General features: G+C 67.0%; 15 protein-coding genes and 1 tRNA gene. 7 read left to right on the top strand and 9 right to left on the bottom strand.

What is annotated here, in order from left to right:
* Positions 1-101: 101 nt before the first annotated feature.
* Entirely contained in the window at positions 102-1,607 is a 1,506-nt protein-coding gene (scpC, locus tag AC4D6D_RS00160; protein ID WP_491326015.1) for a succinyl-CoA:acetate CoA-transferase ScpC, read from the top strand.
* Between the two features lie 210 nt (positions 1,608-1,817).
* On the top strand, positions 1,818-3,311 hold the full coding sequence (locus AC4D6D_RS00165; RefSeq protein ID WP_491326016.1) for a S10 family peptidase: 1,494 nt from the start codon (positions 1,818-1,820) through the stop codon (positions 3,309-3,311).
* A 49-nt stretch (positions 3,312-3,360) separates the two neighbouring features.
* On the opposite strand, the gene AC4D6D_RS00170 is transcribed toward AC4D6D_RS00165, so the two are convergent.
* The 3 genes from AC4D6D_RS00170 to metX all read right to left on the bottom strand — a co-directional run bounded on the left by AC4D6D_RS00170 (position 3,361) and on the right by metX (position 5,844).
* Positions 3,361-4,032, bottom strand: a complete 672-nt coding sequence (locus tag AC4D6D_RS00170) for a glutathione S-transferase family protein (protein WP_147221670.1) — start codon at positions 4,030-4,032, stop codon at positions 3,361-3,363.
* Between the two features lie 109 nt (positions 4,033-4,141).
* Entirely contained in the window at positions 4,142-4,735 is a 594-nt protein-coding gene (metW, locus tag AC4D6D_RS00175) for a methionine biosynthesis protein MetW (RefSeq protein WP_491326017.1), read from the bottom strand.
* A complete protein-coding gene (metX, locus tag AC4D6D_RS00180) occupies positions 4,732-5,844 on the bottom strand; it encodes a homoserine O-acetyltransferase MetX (RefSeq protein WP_491326018.1) in 1,113 nt (370 codons plus the stop codon). The genes metW and metX overlap by 4 nt, the downstream gene beginning before the upstream one ends.
* Before the next feature lie 323 nt (positions 5,845-6,167).
* On the opposite strand from metX, the gene hisC reads away from it, so the two are divergent.
* Together hisC and AC4D6D_RS00190 are read left to right on the top strand one after the other, a co-directional pair.
* Positions 6,168-7,298: a histidinol-phosphate transaminase gene (gene hisC, locus AC4D6D_RS00185; RefSeq protein WP_491326019.1), complete on the top strand. Its 1,131-nt coding sequence runs from the start codon at positions 6,168-6,170 to the stop codon at positions 7,296-7,298.
* Positions 7,295-8,224: a prephenate/arogenate dehydrogenase family protein gene (locus AC4D6D_RS00190; protein ID WP_491326020.1), complete on the top strand. Its 930-nt coding sequence runs from the start codon at positions 7,295-7,297 to the stop codon at positions 8,222-8,224. The genes hisC and AC4D6D_RS00190 overlap by 4 nt, the downstream gene beginning before the upstream one ends.
* 168 nt (positions 8,225-8,392) lie before the next feature.
* Here the strand turns inward: AC4D6D_RS00190 and AC4D6D_RS00195 are convergent, their stop codons facing one another.
* The 4 genes from AC4D6D_RS00195 to ftsE are packed head-to-tail and all read right to left on the bottom strand — an operon-like array spanning position 8,393 to position 11,311.
* Positions 8,393-9,088, bottom strand: a complete 696-nt coding sequence (locus tag AC4D6D_RS00195; RefSeq protein ID WP_147221681.1) for a lysophospholipid acyltransferase family protein — start codon at positions 9,086-9,088, stop codon at positions 8,393-8,395.
* A complete protein-coding gene (locus tag AC4D6D_RS00200; protein WP_147221683.1) occupies positions 9,088-9,639 on the bottom strand; it encodes a YdcF family protein in 552 nt (183 codons plus the stop codon). The genes AC4D6D_RS00195 and AC4D6D_RS00200 overlap by 1 nt, the downstream gene beginning before the upstream one ends.
* Positions 9,640-9,665: 26 nt before the next feature.
* The gene (locus AC4D6D_RS00205; protein ID WP_491326021.1) at positions 9,666-10,601 is read right to left on the bottom strand and encodes a cell division protein FtsX; all 936 of its coding nucleotides are present in this window, start codon (positions 10,599-10,601) and stop codon (positions 9,666-9,668) included.
* The gene (gene ftsE / locus AC4D6D_RS00210; protein ID WP_465147360.1) at positions 10,598-11,311 is read right to left on the bottom strand and encodes a cell division ATP-binding protein FtsE; all 714 of its coding nucleotides are present in this window, start codon (positions 11,309-11,311) and stop codon (positions 10,598-10,600) included. Before ftsE ends, AC4D6D_RS00205 begins: the two co-directional genes overlap by 4 nt.
* A 147-nt stretch (positions 11,312-11,458) precedes the next feature.
* On the opposite strand from ftsE, the gene AC4D6D_RS00215 reads away from it, so the two are divergent.
* Positions 11,459-12,331 carry an MJ0042-type zinc finger domain-containing protein gene (locus tag AC4D6D_RS00215; protein ID WP_491326022.1) on the top strand — a complete coding sequence of 291 codons (873 nt, stop codon included), beginning with the start codon at positions 11,459-11,461 and terminating at the stop codon, positions 12,329-12,331.
* 231 nt (positions 12,332-12,562) lie between these two features.
* Positions 12,563-12,649, top strand: a tRNA-Leu gene (locus tag AC4D6D_RS00220).
* Positions 12,650-12,755: 106 nt separating this feature from the next.
* On the opposite strand, the gene AC4D6D_RS00225 is transcribed toward AC4D6D_RS00220, so the two are convergent.
* Positions 12,756-13,619, bottom strand: coding sequence for an NTP transferase domain-containing protein (locus AC4D6D_RS00225; RefSeq protein ID WP_147221687.1), 864 nt, complete (start codon positions 13,617-13,619; stop codon positions 12,756-12,758).
* Positions 13,620-13,762: 143 nt separating this feature from the next.
* Here AC4D6D_RS00225 and AC4D6D_RS00230 point away from each other — a divergent pair, with 143 nt between their 5' ends.
* The gene (locus AC4D6D_RS00230; RefSeq protein ID WP_491326023.1) at positions 13,763-15,235 is read left to right on the top strand and encodes a helicase HerA domain-containing protein; all 1,473 of its coding nucleotides are present in this window, start codon (positions 13,763-13,765) and stop codon (positions 15,233-15,235) included.
* Positions 15,236-15,328: 93 nt separating this feature from the next.
* On the opposite strand, the gene nadB is transcribed toward AC4D6D_RS00230, so the two are convergent.
* Complete coding sequence (nadB, locus tag AC4D6D_RS00235) at positions 15,329-16,927, bottom strand: L-aspartate oxidase (protein WP_491326024.1); 1,599 nt, start codon at positions 16,925-16,927, stop codon at positions 15,329-15,331.
* Between the last annotated feature and the right edge of the window lie 149 nt (positions 16,928-17,076).

Here is a 17,076-nt window from a genome sequence, read left to right on the forward strand (position 1 = left end):
CATGCATCCGCCGCAACCGTGCGGTTTTACTTTGCACTGGATTCCTCGCGCGCGGAGGCCGACTGGCGCAGCAAAGGTCAGACAGAAAGGATGAGGTTGCCATGCGTATCGAGAGTGCCGAGCTTCGCTCCAAAGTCATGCCCGCCGAAGCGGCCGCGCGCCTGATCGAAAGCGGCACTGCCGTGGGCATGAGCGGGTTCACCGGCTCGGGCTATCCCAAGGCCGTTCCCCTCGCCCTTGCCGCCCATATCGAGGCCGAGCACGCCGCCGGACGCGGCTTCAAGGTGCGCATGTGGACCGGTGCCTCGACCGGCCCGGAACTCGACGGCGCGCTGGCCAAGGCCGACGGCATCGAATTCCGCCTGCCCTACAATTCCGACCCCATCGCCCGCGAACGCATCAACAAGGGCGAGATGAACTACTTCGACATGCACCTCTCGCAGGTCGCGCCGATGGCCTGGCAGGGCTTCCTCGGCCCGCTCGACACGGCAGTCATCGAAGTGGCGGGCATCCGCGCCGACGGCAGCCTGATCCCCTCCTCCTCGGTAGGCAACAACAAGACCTGGCTCGACCGCGCCTCCAAGGTGATCCTCGAAGTGAACTCGTGGCAGAACGAGGCGCTGGAGGGCATGCACGACATCTACTACGGCACCGCCCTGCCCCCCAGCCGCGTGCCGATCCCGCTGGTGAAGCCGGATGATCGCATCGGTGAACCCTATCTCAAGGTCGATCCCGCCAAGGTCGTCGCCGTCGTCGAGACCGACCGTCCCGACCGCAACGCCCCGTTCAGCCCGCCGGACGAGAAGGCTCGGGCGATCGCCGGGCACATCCTCGAATTCCTGAGCCACGAAGTGAAGCTGGGCCGCCTGCCTTCGGCGCTGCTGCCAATCCAGTCGGGCGTGGGCAATATCGCCAATGCCGTGCTGACCGGCCTGGTCGACGCGCCGTTCGACAGCCTGACTTCCTATACCGAAGTGATCCAGGACGGCATGCTGGACCTGCTGGATTCGGGCAAGCTGCGCATGGCCTCGGCCACTGCCTTCTCGCTCAGCCCCGAGGCCGCCGCGCGCGTCAATGCCGACATGCACCGCTACCGCGACAAGATGATCCTGCGCCCGCAGGAAATCTCCAACCACCCCGAACTGATCCGCCGCCTCGGCTGCATCGCCATGAACGGGCTGATCGAGGCCGACATCTACGGCGCGGTGAACTCCACCCACGTCATGGGCTCGCGCATCCAGAACGGCATCGGCGGATCGGGCGACTTCGCGCGCAATGCCTATATCTCGATCTTCATGACGCCCTCCACGGCGAAGGGCGGCAAGATCTCGGCCATCGTGCCGCAGGCGAGCCATGTCGACCATATCAACCAGGACGTGCAGGTGATCGTCACCGAGCAGGGCCTGGCTGATCTGCGCGGCCTCAGCCCCAAGGAACGCGCTCAGGTCATCATCGCCAATTGCGCCCACCCGGACTATCGCCCGCTGCTGGAAGACTACTATGCCCGCGCGCTGAAGGGATCCTACGGCCTCCAGTCGCCCTCGCTGCCGGGCGAGGCGCTGTCGTGGCACCAGCGCTTCATCGAGACGGGTTCGATGTTGCCCTGACGACCGAGATTCGGACGGCAACCCCCGCGCCGTCCGAACGCCTGGCCTGCCCTGCCTTCCGATGGCTCAACCCATGGCCAATCCCCGGAAGGCAGGACGGGCCAGGCACCATTTTTTCCCGTCTGTGCCCTTGTCGTATACTATCTTCGAGTTCTACCTATCGCCCCTGACGTCCGTTCGGACGCATCGACAAAAGGGGTCGTTCCTTCCATGCGCAAAGTTTCACTGGCCTGTCTGGCCATGGCGCTCGCCGCCACCTCCTTCCCGGCTTTCGCCGCCGACAAGCCCGCTGACAGCGCCGAGGCGAAGAAGGACGACGAAGTCCCCCTCCTGCCCGCGCCCAAGTCGATCAAGCAGAGCGCGACGATCGGCGGCAAGACCGTCAACTATGTCGCCACGGTCGGCGCGCTGCCGATCAAGGACGAGAAGGGCAAGACCATCGGCGAGGTGGTCTATACCGCCTATACCGTCCCCGGTGCGCCCACCAGCCGCCCCGTCACTTTCGCCTTCAACGGCGGCCCCGGCGCGGCCTCGGTCTACCTGAACCTTGGCGCCATCGGCCCCAAGCGCGTGCAGTTCGGCGCCCAGGGTGACGCGCCGTCAGACCCGGCGGTGCTGCACGACAACCCGAATTCGTGGCTGGACTTCACCGACCTCGTATTCATCGATCCGATCGGCACCGGCTTCTCGCGCAGCCGCGTCGATGCCGAGGCGACCAAGAAGGCGTTCTACACTTCCGAGAACGACATCAAGTACCTCAGCCGGATCGTCTATGACTGGCTGAACGCCAACGGCCGCCTGACCAGCCGCAAGTACCTCGCGGGCGAAAGCTACGGCGGCTACCGCGTGCCGCGCCTTGCCTATTACCTCCAGACCCAGATGGGCGTGGGCATCAACGGCATGACGCTGGTCTCGCCCTACCTCGACCCGCCCGCCATCGGCGACGACGACGCGCTTTCGCCGCTGCCCTGGATGCTCAACCTGCCCGCCATGGCCGCCGGTCACTTCGAGCGTCAGGGCAATCTGAGCGAGGCCACCATGGCCCCGGTCGAACAGTACCTGAAGACCGAATTCGTCGCCGACTTCCTCGCCGGTCCCAAGGACAAGGCCGCGACCGACCGCCTTTCCGCCAAAGTCGCCGAGATCACCGGACTCGACCCGGTGCTCGTGCGCCGCATGGACGGCCGCGTCGACATCGGCACGTATTTGCGCGAAATCCGCCGCGATCAGGGCCTGATCGGTTCGGTCTACGATTCGAACTTCACCTCGTTCGACCCGTTCCCGGCCAGCGCCCGCCCGCAGTACGGCGACCCGCTGCTGACCACGCTGATCGCGCCGACCACTTCGGCCATGGTCGATTTCGTGACGCGTCAGGTCGGCTGGAAGGTCGACGCGCGCTACAACGCCCTGTCTTTCGAAGTGAACGAGGCCTGGACCCGCGACAACACCGACACCCCGGTCAAGGACCTGCGTCAGGCGATCTCGATCGACCCGAAGATGACCGTCGACATCGTCCACGGCTGGGACGATCTTTCGTGCCCCTACTTCGGATCGCGCCTGATCGTATCGCAGATGCCGGAGTTCGGCCGTCCCGACCGCGTGCGTCTGCACATGTATCCGGGCGGGCACATGTTCTACTCGCGCACCGACAGCGGCGCGGCGCTGCGCCGCGACATCCTGGAAAGCTACCGCACGGGGGCGTGAGGGCCGCTCTGACAATCGCCGTCCCGAGCTGGTTCGGGACGGCGATTACTCAGGCATCCACTTCGGCGTAATGGCTGGGCGGCTGGATCACTTCCATCCGCTCGCTCAGCAGCGGCCGGAACGAGGGCCGCGACTTCATCACCAGATACCAGCCGCGCGCCTGCTCGTGGCTCGACCAGTCGAGACCGCCGAGATAGTCCGCCACCGAGATCTGCGCGGCGGCAGCCAGATCGGCCAGCGTCATCGTCGCGCCTGCCAGCCAGGGCCGGTTGTCGATCAGGTAGTCGATGTAGTCGAGATAGTCGTGCGCCAGCTTCATCGATTCGCGCAGGATCTTCGCGTCCGGCGACTGGCGCAGGACGAGGCGCTTCTTCATCCGCTCATGGAGCAGCGGGCCGGACACGTCGTTGTAGAAGTTCTCGTCGAACATCGCGATCAGGCGGCGGATTTCCGCACGCTGGACGGCGGTGCCGCTGATCTGCGGATTGCGATCGACGGTTTCCTCGAAATATTCGCAGATCGCGCGGCTGTCGACGATCACCGTGCCGCGCTCGGTCTCGCGCACGACCGGGGTGCGGCCTGCCGGGTTCATCTCAAACAGCCGGTCCTCGCCTTCCCAGGGCCGCGCGGTCTGGAGTTCGTAGGCGATGCCCTTTTCGGCCATGAGCAGCCGGACCTTGCGGCTGAAGGGACAGAGCGGAAACTGGAAGATGTGCCACATGGCGTTTTCGAATGCCAAACCTGCCCGCAAGCGTCCACCCGAACCGCAAGACCCGTTCCCGACCGGGGGCGAAACGCGTGGATAAGTCGCGCCTTCACCGCATCCTGTCCTATCCCCGCGAGAGCAGGAACACCGCATGCTCGGCGCGGAAGTTGGCCGCGGCCGGGCTGCATTGCCGGTCGCCGGAGAGGAACCATGCGCCCTCCACCGCGATCCCGCGCTTCGCCACGAGTTCGCGGAAGTCGTTCACGGTGAGATGGTGGATGTTCGGCGTCTCGTACCAGGCAACCGGCAGCAGCCGCGTCACCGGCATGCGCCCGCGCCAGAGCAGCGAGAGCCGCACGCGCCAGTGGGCGAAATTCGGAAAGCTCACGAAAGCCCGGCGACCGATGCGCAGCAGTTCCTCAAGCACGAGGTCCGGCCGCATCGTCGTCTGGAGCGTCTGCGAGAGGATCGCATAGTCCACCGACTGGTCCGGGTAGAACGCGAGGTCCCTATCGGCATCGCCCTGGATCACCGACAGCCCCTTGCCGACGCAGAGACCGACATTGCTGGAATCGAGTTCCATGCCGCGCGCATCGCAGCGCTTGTCGTCGCGCAGGGCCTGCATCAGTGTACCGTCGCCGCAGCCGACGTCGAGCACGCGGGCGCCCGGCGCGACGTTCGCCGCGATCACCGCAAGGTCGGGCCGCAGCAGGCTCAACGACCTTCTCCCAGGAACCCTTCGACCACGCGGTCGAGCGCGGGCACGTCCAGCAGGAACGAGTCGTGCCCGAACGGGGCGGACAGTTCCACGAAGCTCACCGGCAGCCCGGCGGCATTGAGCGCGTGAACCACGTTCCGCGAATCCGCCGTGGGATAGAGCCAGTCGGTATCGAAGCTGACGAGGCAGAAGCGCGCCTTCGACTTGGCGAAAGCGTTGGCGAGCAACCCGCCGTGCTCTTCGGCAAGGTCGAAATAGTCCATCGCGCGGGTGATGTAGAGGTAGGAGTTCGCGTCGAAGCGGTCGGTAAAGGCCAGCCCCTGATAGCGCAGGTAGGACTCGATCTGGAAATCGGCGTCGAAGCCGAAGGTCTTTTCCTCACGGTCCTGCAACCGGCGGCCGAACTTCTCGGTGAGGCCTGCTTCCGACAGATAGGTGATATGCGCGGCCATGCGCGCCACGGACAGGCCCTTTTCCGGCCCTTTGCCATGGGCATAGTAGTCGCCGTCGCGCCATTCGGGGTCGGCCATGATCGACTGGCGGCCCACTTCGTGGAAGGCGATGTTCTGGGCCGAGTGGCGCGCGGTCGAGGCGATCACCAGCGCCGCGCGGGTGCGGTCGGCGAAGTTGGCGGCGAGGCTCAGCGCCTGCATCCCGCCCATCGATCCGCCGACGACGGCATAGAGGCTGTCGATCCCCAGTGCGTCGAGCAGGGCGACATGGCCGCGCACCATGTCGCGAATGGTGATGACCGGGAAGCGCATGCCCCAGGGCTTGCCGTCTTCCGCAAGGCTGGCCGGGCCGGTGGAGCCCATGCAGGAGCCGATGACATTGGCGCAGATCACGAAGAAACGGTCGGTGTCGATGGGCTTGCCGGGACCGACCATGCGCACCCACCAGCCGGGCTTGCCGGTCTTGGGATGGTTGGAGACGACATGATGGTCCCCGGTCAGCGCATGGCAGATCAGGATCGCATTGTCCTTCGCGGCATTCAGCATGCCGTGCGTCTCGTAGGCGATGCGCACATCGGCAAGACTCTGCCCGCCGTCGAGCGGGAGCGGACGGGTGAGGTTCAGGACCTGAGCGGCGTCGGAGATCGGGTTGGACATGATGCAAGGATGGAGGTGGGGGAGCGGCGAAGACCTGTCAATCGCCCGTGCTTCGCTCCTCGCTCCCCAACTCATCCCGTCGCTCCCGCGAAGGCGGGGACCCCGCTTCCTTGTTCCTCGCCGCGAAGAAGGACAGCGGGACCCCCGCCTTCGCGGGGGCGACGGGGAATGTACGCGGGAGCGACGGGTAACATTCGGCGATAGCCCCGCCCGCAGAACGCAGCATTGCTGTCAACAGCAACCCGGCACCGGACATATCCGGTCGCTGCCACCCAAATCGCCCCCTGTGCATAAGCCCCTCGCTGAGCTAAGGCCGCCCCGTCATGACCGATAGCCAGACCCTTCGCCCGACCACTGCCCCCCATGGCGCCCCGCAGCCCAAGCCCTGGATCGACGCGATCCATGCCTATGTTCCGGGCAAGTCCAAGGGCAAGGACGGCAAGGCGCTCATCAAGCTCTCGGCCAACGAGAACCCGCTCGGCACCAGCCGGGCCGCGCTGGAGGCCCGCGCGCAGGCACCCGCGCTCTATCCCGACCCCGACAGCACCGCCCTGCGCGCGGCGATCGCCGCGAAGCACGGCCTCGACGCCGCGCGCGTGGTCATGGGCACCGGCTCGGACGAATTGCTCAACCTCGCCGCGCAGGGCTATGCCGGGCTGGGCGACGAAGTGATCTACGTGCGCTACGGCTTCTCGGTCTACGACATCGCCGCCCGCCGCTGCGGCGCGACGCCGGTCGTCGCCCCCGATGCCGATTACGGCACCGACGTCGATGCGCTGCTGGCGCTGGTGACGGAGCGGACCCGCGTGGTCTTCGTCGCCAATCCGAACAACCCCACCGGGTCCTACCTGCCGGGCGGCGAGATCGCACGCCTCCACGCCGGACTTCCCGCTGACGTCCTGCTGGTGCTCGACCAGGCCTATGGTGAATATGTCGCACCGGAGGACGACGACGGATCGCTGGCGCTGGCCGCCGCGCACGACAACGTGCTGGTCACGCGCACTTTCTCCAAGATCTTCGGTCTTGCGGGCGAACGCATCGGCTGGGCGACCGGCGCGCCGGGCATCGTCGCCACGCTCAACCGCATTCGCGGCCCGTTCAACGTCTCCGCCACGGGACAGGCCATGGCGCTGGCAGCGCTGGCCGACGAGGCTTTCGTCGAGGCCAGCCGCGTCCACAACCGCGACGAACGCGCCCGCTTCGTCGACAAGCTGGAGGCGCTGGGCAACCACGGGTTGCGCCCCCTGCCGAGCCAGGCGAACTTCGTGCTGGTGCTGTTCGAAGGCGCGCTGACCGCCGAAACCGCCTTCGACGGGCTGGCCGATCGCGGCTACATCGTCCGCTGGCTGCCGGGGCAGGGCCTGCCGCAGGCGCTGCGCATCACGATCGGCAAGCCCGAGGACATGGACGTGATCGCCGGAGCCCTGCGCGAAATGGCGGAAGCCGCGCAATGAGCTTTGCAAACGTCGCGATCATCGGCCTCGGTCTTCAGGGCGGTTCCATAGGTCTCGCCGTGCAGGAATGCCTGCCCGGCACCCGGACCACCGGCTACGACCTCAGCCCCGCCCACCGCGCCCGCGCCGCCGAGCGCGGCCTCGTCCATCAGGTCTGCGAGACCCCGGCGGAAGCGGTGCAGAACGCCGACCTCGTGATCTTCTGCGTGCCGCCAGGCGTCATGGGCCTCGCCGCCGAACAGGTGCGCGGCGCGCTGCCCGCCCATGCCCTCGTCAGCGATGTCGGCTCCAGCAAGCAGGCGATCTCCAGGGCGCTGGGCGAGGCCCTGCCGGACCACATGGTGATCCCCGCTCACCCGGTTGCCGGCACCGAGAACTCCGGCCCCGACGCCGGTTTCGCGCATCTCTTCCGCAACCGCTGGTGCATCGTCACCCCGGAGACGCGGACCGATCTCGTCAAGCTGAGCGAACTCGTCGGCTTCTGGGAAGCGCTCGGCGCCAATGTCGAGATCATGACGCCTGAGCACCACGACCTCGTGCTCGCCGTCACCAGCCATGTGCCGCACCTGATCGCCTATACGATCGTCGGCACCGCCTCCGATCTGGAGGACGTGACCCAGGGCGAAGTCATCAAGTATTCGGCGGGCGGCTTCCGCGACTTCACCCGCATCGCCGCCTCGGACCCGACGATGTGGCGCGACGTGTTCCTGTCCAACAAGGACGCGGTGCTGACGATGCTCCAGCGCTTCACCGAGGACCTCACCGCCCTGCAACGCGCGATCCGCGTCGGCGACGGGCAGGCGCTGTTCGACCAGTTCACCCGCACCCGCGCGATCCGCCGCTCGATCATCGAGGAAGGCCAGGACGATTCCCGCCCCGACTTCGGGCGCGGCGACCATGAGGCAGGGTCGGAAGCGGTGGAGTAGCGCAGACGCCGCTACCCGAAGATCCGCGGTCCCTGCATCCACTGCACTCGTCATCCTGAACTTGGTTCAGGATCCATCGTGCCGAACACCCCGCCGCCGATGGTCAGAAATGGATCCTGAAACAAGTTCAGGATGACGGAGCGGGAATGCGAAACGTCACTGCCGAACTCACCGGTTCAGCGCGTTGATCTCTTCGAGCACCAGCGCCTCGACATCCTCGCGCGGGAGGCCCGGCTCGATGCGCGGACCCACCCGTAGAGTGATAGTCCCCGACTTCTTCCAGAGCCGGTGATAGAGCCGCCCGCTGTCCACCGCCACCGGCACCACCGGCAGCGCCAGCAGCTTGTAGAGCCCCGCAAAGCCCGACTGCAGGGGCGCCCGTTCGCCGGACGGCACGCGCGTGCCTTCGGGGAAGATCGCCAGCGGCCGCCCCTGCGCCGAGAACCCGCGCGCCGAGGCCACCATCGCCCGCAAGGCCCGGGCGCCCTGCTCGCGCTCCACCTTGACGACGCCGTACTGGCGCGCGGCCCAGCCCCAGCCGGGCAGCTCAACCAGCTCGGCCTTGGGAAACGGCGCGGGGAAGTTCATCTGCGCCGGCAGGTCGATGGCCTCGAAGAAGCTCTCGTGCTTCATCGCCACCAGCACGCCCTCCTCGGGCATCTCGCCCTCGACCTTCAGGCGGATGCCGAGCAGCCAGCGGCAGCACCAGCGATGGAAACGGCTCCAGCCACGCACGGTGCGCCGCATCGGCTCGCGCCCGATCAGCGAGGCCAGCCAGACACCGGCGATGAACACCAGCGTTCCCGGATAGAACGCCAGATAGAAGAGAATGCTGCGAACGACGTCGAGCGGAGTGGCGCGCATCAGGGTTTTTTCCAGGGTGGCCGTTGCCAGAAATCGAGCGCCAAGCGCCCGAAGAACTTGTGATATTCGAGGAACAGCGTGCTCAGGCTGGGGCGGGAAGGCACCCCGTCCTCCAGCACGGTGACGTGATCGGGCAATTCGCGTGCCAGTTCGTAGGCGGCGCGGCGCATGTGCCAGTCGGCCGTGACCAGCCGCACCGAGCGCGCCTTGCGTCGCGCCACCCAGCCTGCCGCTTCGATCGCGTTGGAGCGGGTGTCGTAGGCCTCGTAGCCGAGGGTGATGCAGCATTTCATGAGCCGGGGCGGAATGCGGAACTCGGCGGCGAGTTCGCCGGGCTTCACCTCGCGGTCGACGCCGGAGATCAGCAGGCGCGGCGCGCGTCCAGCCTCCAGCACGGACAGCGCCCGCTCGATACGGCCCTTGCTGCCGGTCAGCACGATCACCGTATCCGTGCGCAGGCTATCATCCAGCGGCCCCGGCAGCGTCACCGCGAACCAGAGGAAACCGAAGAGCCAGATCAGCAGCAGGAAGGCGGCGGTGCGACGGAACATGAACGATCTATAGCGGCTTGTGACGACTATAGCATCTTGCGCAGTGCATGAAGCACTGTCAGCCGTGCCGTCAGCATGGCCAGCAGGGTCGAGAGCAGCGGCACCAGCGCCAGGAGCAGCCAGTCGCTCCAGACCAGTGCGCCGCTGTCCACCAGCCCCGCGCCGAGACTCGCGAAACGGCGGCCGAGCGAGAGGATCACCACCATGGCCAGCGCCAGCCCCACGGTGCCGCCGCCCGCCGCGTCATAGCCGATCGAGCGCTGGAACACCCGCGCCACCTGGCTGTCGGTGCCGCCGAGCAAGTGGACGATCTCGATCACGTCGCGGTTGGCGCCGAGCGCCGAGCGTGCCGCCAGCAGTACCGCGGCGGCCAGCGCGCAGGCCAAGAGCACGACCAGCGAGATCGACAGCACCTGAAGCGAGACCATCGCGTCGAACACCGGCTTCAGCCAGGTCGACTGGGCATCGACTTTGGCCGAGGGCGCGACTTTGGCAAGCGCCTTCTCGATTGCGGCGAGTTGCTGCGGCGTCGCCGCGCCTTTCAGCCGCACGTCGATCAGCGAGGGCACCGGAATGGCCGCTCCGGAGGCGGCGGCGATGCCGGTGCCGAGCCAGGGCTCGATCAGCGCATCGAGTTCGGCCTGCGGCACCTGTCGCAGCCCGGCCACGCGCGGCAGGTGCTTGATTGCCTCCACCGCCGCCGCCGCCTCGCGCGCACGGATATCGTCGCGCGGTTCGAGCACCTGCACGGTCACGCCGCCCTCGATTTCGGCCCGCGCCGAGGTGGTGGCATTTCCGAGCGCCAGCCCCGCCGCCAGTGCGATCGCGGTCATCGCCACCATGATCGCGATGACCCAGGGCATCGGTCCCGACATGCGGGTCTGCGGGATCAGTTCCGCGCCGCGCACGCCGAGGCGGCGCAGGCGGAAACCGGGAAGGCTGAAAAAGGGGGCGTCGCTCATGTCGGCCTGCGCGGCGGATAGCGCAGCGCGCCGGTGGGATCGGCCAGACGCCCCCGATCCAGCCGCATGATGAGACTGTCGGGCACCTTGCGCAGCAGGTCGAGGTCGTGGGTGGCGACGACGACGGTCGTGCCCTGCCGGTTGAGCATCTCGAACAGGCGCAGCAGCTTGAGCGCCATTTCCGCATCGACGTTGCCGGTCGGCTCGTCCGCCACCAGCACCGCCGGGCGGGCGATCACCGCGCGGGCGATGGCCACGCGCTGCTGCTCACCGCCCGAAAGCGTGGCCGGGCGCGCGTCGATCTTGTCGGAGAGGCCCACCCATTCGAGAATGTCGCGCACCGGCCCGCCGATGTCGCGCTCCTGATGACCGGCGACGCGCAGCGGTAGCGCCACATTGTCGAAGGCGGAAAGGTGCGGGATCAGGCGGAAGTCCTGAAACACCACGCCGATCCGCCGGCGCAGCCCCGGCAACCCGCTGCGCGGCAGGGTGATGGCATCGGTGCCGAACATGCGGATGGCCCCGCGCGAGGGGCGCTGCGCCAGATAGAGCAGCCGCAGCAGCGAGGTCTTGCCCGCGCCGCTCGCCCCGGTCAGGAAATAGAAACGGCCCGCGAAAAGCGTGAAGGTCAGATCCGACAGGACCTCGCGCTCCGTACCGTAGCGCAGGCCGACATTGTCGAAATGAACGATTTCCCCGTCGGCGATCATGCTCATGGTATCTGTGCTGCGTCGGGTCCGAACGGGCGACGCAAGGGGCTATAGCGAGCATTGAATGTGGAAAAAAGGGCGTTCCGGCTTGTGCCCACAGGTCGATGCCTTGTCGCGGGCGACTCACTCGTGCTTTAGCTGGCTATCATGATCATCGCCTGCCCAGCTTGCTCTACACGATATGCCGTGCCGGACAGCGCGATAGGTGCGGACGGCCGCACCGTGCGCTGCGCCAAGTGCCGCCACAGCTGGCATCAGGAAGGCCCCGATCTTGCAGCTCCGCCGGTCGAGACCATGGCGGAAGTTCCGGCATCCGCGCCTGCCGCCCCTGCTTATGAAGAGGTGACCGCAGAGCCGGTCGCGCCGCAGTCCGTGCAGGCCGCTCCGGTTCAGCAGGCCGCCCCGCCTCCGCGCGAAGCCATCCGCGTGCCCGGACGCCACCCCGCCCCGGACGCGGCGGAACCCGCTCCCGTAGCGACACCCGCCGAACGCCCCACCCGCAAGTCCGCGCCCGTCTATGACGACACCACGGCAGTTCACTACGCGGATGAAGGCCACTCCAGCTTCGACTTCGCCCCGCCGTTCCGCCAGCGCCGCAACTGGACGCGGATCGCGACGTTCGGCTCCGCGCTGTTCGCCGTCGTCGCGCTCGGCCTGACCGGCGCGGTCGCCTGGGGCGGACTGCCGGACTGGTTGCCGATCCCGCACCAGACCTTCTCGCAGGCCCAGCCCGACCTCCAGCTCGACTTCCCGCGCAAGCGGCAGGACCGCAAGCCCCTGCCCGACGGCACCGAGTTCTTCTCGGTCAGCGGCACGATCAGCAATATCGGCAGCCAGAGCCGCAAGGTGCCCTCGCTGCTGGTGGTGCTGCGCGACAAGCGCGACCGCATCGTCTACGAAAAGGAAGTCGTCCCCTCCAAGCGCCAGCTCGCGCCCGGAGAGGCGATCACCGTCAACGAAGCGCTGACCGACATTCCCAAGGCCGCCTCCGCCGCCGAGATCGGCTGGAAGCCCGAGTAATTTTTCCCGTGGAACCCCGGCGGAATCCCGCCGGAAAACAGGCGCGCCCGGCCGGATGGCTCGGGCGCGTTTTTGTATCCTCACGGAATTCCGCCGAATTTCGGGTATCTCCCAAAAAAAATCACTCTTTTTGAAAATAATTGACCAGCCCCTCTTGCCGGGCCCGGGACCCTTTGCTAGTGGCGCGCTCCTACCACGGGGCGCCCCCAAAGGCTCCCCGGTGATGATTTAGCGGTCATGGCGGAATTGGTAGACGCGCAACGTTGAGGTCGTTGTGGGCGAAAGCCCGTGGAAGTTCGAGTCTTCTTGACCGCACCATCACTCTCGCAAGAGATAGAGTAAAGCCTTCGGGCCCCCGCAAGGGGGCCCGAAAGTCGTTTGGGCTTCCGAGAATTTCAGTGCGTCGAAGAAAGCCTCTCGCGCTTCACGCCACCGCGCGCGCGGCATCCCTTTCCAGCTCATCCACCGAAACATCGCCCAGCAGATCGCGCACGATCGCGTAGGTGCGGTCGTTGTCGACGTCGATCGCCTGCGTTCCGTCCGGCAGAATCACCGCACGCACCCGAAGTCCCATCCGCCGCGACGCCCGCACGACCGCGCCCGAGAGCGATTCCACCCCCAGCTTCACCAGCGCGAGGCCAACGAAACCGATGGCCCGCAGGATGCGCGCACTTTCGCGCCCGCCGATCCGGGCACCGCGAAACACCTCCACGGCATCGACGAAACGGGTATGCGCCATGCCGTAGAGATCGCATGTCGCAAAGGCGCCATCGCGCAAACTAAGATAGCTGCGCAAGGCGCTGGGATGCGCGGCCTCGACCGCCTCGCGGCGGGCAAGCGCGAAGGTCACGTCGCAGCCTTCCAGCGCATCGGCCATGGCGTCGATCGCTTCCGCGCTCAGCAGGGCATGATCGGCGGTGGTGACGAGCAGCGGCCCGTCCCAGTCCTGCGCGGCGGCACGAACGCTGGCGGCAATGTCCTCGCGGGCCTCCACCAGTGCGACCGAGCCACGCCCGGGCAGGCGGGTGAGCACGTCCCAGATCGGATCGAAAGCCTCTCGCTCGACACAGACGGCGAGGCTGGCCACGCGAGGATGCTGCGCGGCGGTTTGCAGCACATGGGCGATCAGCGGCCGTCCCGCGAGGGGGATCAGGCAGCGGTGCCGTTCCCCGAAGCGCTCGGCGAGAGCGTCCGTGCCCGCCGGGCCAAGACCGTGACCAGCCAGAACCACCAGCCGGAGCGGCCTGCGTCCATCATCGTCGATATCGGGAGAAACCGGAGAAGCCATGATCCCTGCCCCTATGCCGCCTGCGTGTGACAGCGCAGTGACTGGCGATTCGCGGCGCCGTCGCCCCCGGTAGGCGATCCAAGTTATGGATAAAGCGCTTCCCCCGGCTTGCCTCTCGCGACCGCCTTGCCCAAGGCAGAGCCGTGAGCGCCAATATCGTGATCGGCCAGACCCCGCAGGGCGAGTCGATCGAGATCGACATCAAGGAACTTCTCGCGACCCGCCTGCTGGTGCAGGGCAATTCCGGGTCCGGAAAGTCGCACCTGCTGCGCCGCCTGCTCGAAGAAAGCGCCTCGGTCGTCCAGCAGGTGGTGATCGATCCGGAAGGCGATTTCGTCAGCCTCGCGGAAGAATTCGGCCATGTCGTGATCGACGGCGCCGCTTATGCCGAGACCGAGATCGTCCGCCTCGGCGCACGCATCCGCGAGCATCGCGCCTCGGTGGTTCTCGCCCTCGACGAGCTGGAAATCGACCAGCAGATGAAGTGCGCCGCGCAGTTCCTCAACGCCATGTTCGATGCCCCGCGCGAGCAGTGGTATCCGGCGCTGGTGGTGGTGGACGAAGCGCAGATGTTTGCGCCTGCCGCCGCCGGTGAAGTCTCGGAAGAAGCGCGCCGCGTCAGCCTCGCGGCGATGACCAACCTCATGTGCCGGGGCCGCAAGCGCGGTCTCGCGGGGGTGATCGCCACCCAGCGCCTGGCCAAGCTGGCGAAGAACGTCGCTGCCGAGGCTTCCAACTTCCTGATGGGGCGCACCTTCCTCGATATCGACATGGTGCGCGCCGCCGACCTGCTCGGCATGGAGCGGCGCCAGGCGGAATCGATCCGCGACCTCGCACGCGGGCAGTTCCTCGGCCTTGGCCCGGCGATCAGCCGCCGCCCGGTGGCGGTCAATATCGGCTCGGTGCTGACCGGCGCCAAGTCGGTGACGCCCGGCCTGATGCCACTGCCCACCGCCTCGACCGACGAGCTGCGCGAGCTGCTGCACGACAATCTCCACGTCGAACCCGAGCGCCCCGAATTCCCGCGCCCGGCCCTGCGCCCCAGCGTGGATATCGAGGAACTGAGCGAATCGATCGCCCATGGCCCGAGTTCTCCCTCCGCACCGCCCTCGCGCCCCGAGCGTCCCGAGCCGGAGCCGGAAGAGAACCGCGCGGCGATGCTCGAAATCCTCAATGCCATGGCGCAGGACCCGGAATGCACCTTCCAGTCCGCGACCACGCTGTTCCAGGATTTCACCATCCGCTGCCGCATGAAGGGCATTTCGGTGCGCGGGCTGGACGCGACGATGTTCCGCCGCGGTTTCGCCGCCGCCATCGCCGGGATCGAGGACCCGGAGGACGAGCGCTGGTTCGACCTCATCAACCTCGCCAAGCATGTTCCGGACGACGCCCTGGCGCCGTTCTACATGATCGCCCGCGCGGCGATGAACGACGAGCCCTGCCCCGACGACATGGTGCTCGCCCGTATCTACGGCACCAGCAGTCCGCGCCGCGTGCAGCGCCTGCTGGACTATCTGGAGAAGGACGGGCTGATCGTGGTCCGCACCGATTTCTCCGGCAAGCGTTCGGTCGGATTGCCGGACCTTGGGGTTACGACGGCGCCCGTCGAGGGCTGAGGTCCACCTGGTCATCAAATCGAAAGACTGATTCCTTCGACGCCAGTCAAACGGCAGATGACGATGGAATGAAACCTAGCGCCCGCGCCCTCTTCAAGGCACCAGCACGGTATCGTGCGGTGCGCCCTTCGTGTCCGGATAGTCGAGCGTGAAGTGCAGGCCCCGGCTCTCATGCCGGTGCAGCGCCGAACGCACGATCAGCTCCGCAGTCTGGAGCAGGTTGCGCAGCTCGATCAGGTCGGTCGAGACGCGGAAGTGGCGGTAATATTCCTCCACTTCGCCGTTGAGCATCTGGATACGGTGCATGGCGCGCTCCAGCCGCTTGGTCGTGCGCACGATGCCGACGTAGTTCCACATGAAGCGCCGGATCTCGGTCCAGTTCTGCTTGATGACGACTTCCTCGTCGGAGTCCGTCACCCGGCTTTCGTCCCACGGGCGCACCGGCGGCGGGGCGTCGAAGGCGTCCCAATGGTCGAGGATATGCGCCGCGCAGGATTCGCCGAACACGAAGCATTCCAGCAGCGAGTTCGAGGCGAGGCGGTTGGCGCCGTGGAGGCCGCTCTCGGTGCACTCGCCCGCCGCGTAGAGGCCGGGCAGATCGGTCTTACCGTCGAGGTCGATGAGAATGCCGCCGCAAGTATAGTGCTGCGCAGGCACGACCGGGATCGGCTCCTTCGTCATGTCGATGCCGAGGCCCAGCAGCTTCTCGTAGATGTTCGGGAAGTGCTCGCGGATGAACGCCTCGGGCTGGTGGCTGATATCGAGGTGGACGTAGTCGAGACCGTAGCGCTTGATCTGGTCGTCGATGGCGCGGGCCACGACATCGCGCGGCGCGAGTTCGGCGCGGGCGTCATAGTCGGGCATGAAGCGGTGGCCGGTGACCGGATGGAGCAGCCGCCCGCCCTCGCCGCGCACCGCCTCGGTGATGAGGAAGTTCTTGACCTCCAGGTTGTAGAGGCAAGTCGGGTGGAACTGCATCATTTCCATGTTGGAGACGCGCGCGCCGGCGCGCCAGGCCATGGCGATGCCGTCGCCGGTGGCGCCGCGCGGCGCGGTGGAGAACTGGTAGACGCGCCCCGCCCCGCCGGTGGCGAGGATGGTCGCGCGGGCGGTGTGCGCCGAAACCCGGCCGGTCTTCTCGTCGAGCGCGTAGACGCCCCAGACCCGGCCCGATCCCGAATAGCGCAGTTCATGCCGCCCGGTGATGAGATCGATGCAGGACTGCCCCGGCAGCAGGGTAATGTTGGGATGCTCCTCGGCCGCCTTGAGCAAGGCGCTCTGCACCGCCCATCCGGTCGCGTCGGCGACGTGGACGATGCGGCGGTGGGAATGGCCGCCCTCGCGGGTGAGGTGCAGTTCGCTGCCCTCGGTGTTGAACGGCACGCCCAATTCGACCAGCCGCTCGATCGCATGGGGGGCACGCTCGATCACGAACTCCACGGTGTCGCGCCGGTTCAGCCCCGCGCCCGCGACCATGGTGTCGGAAATATGCTCCTCGAAGGTATCGCCCGCATCGAGCACCGCCGCGATCCCGCCTTGCGCCCAGGCGGTCGAGCCGCCGGTCAGGGTGCCCTTGGCGAGGACGAGCACCTTGAGCTTGTCCGCCAGCGCCAGCGCGGCGGTGAGACCGGCGGCACCGGAGCCGACAACGATTACATCATGCGCGGGAACGGGATCGATATGCGTAGCCATCGCGGCTCCATGCCGGGACTATGACGATGACGCAATAATTAGCTTTGCCTGCTGACATGCCCTGCAATCATGTTGCAGTGCAGCGTCACACTCGGTAAGGTTGCCCTGCATTCATAACAAGATACAAGCACCAAAGCTGCCGGGCGGTC

The organism is Novosphingobium sp. BF6, assembly GCF_058273105.1.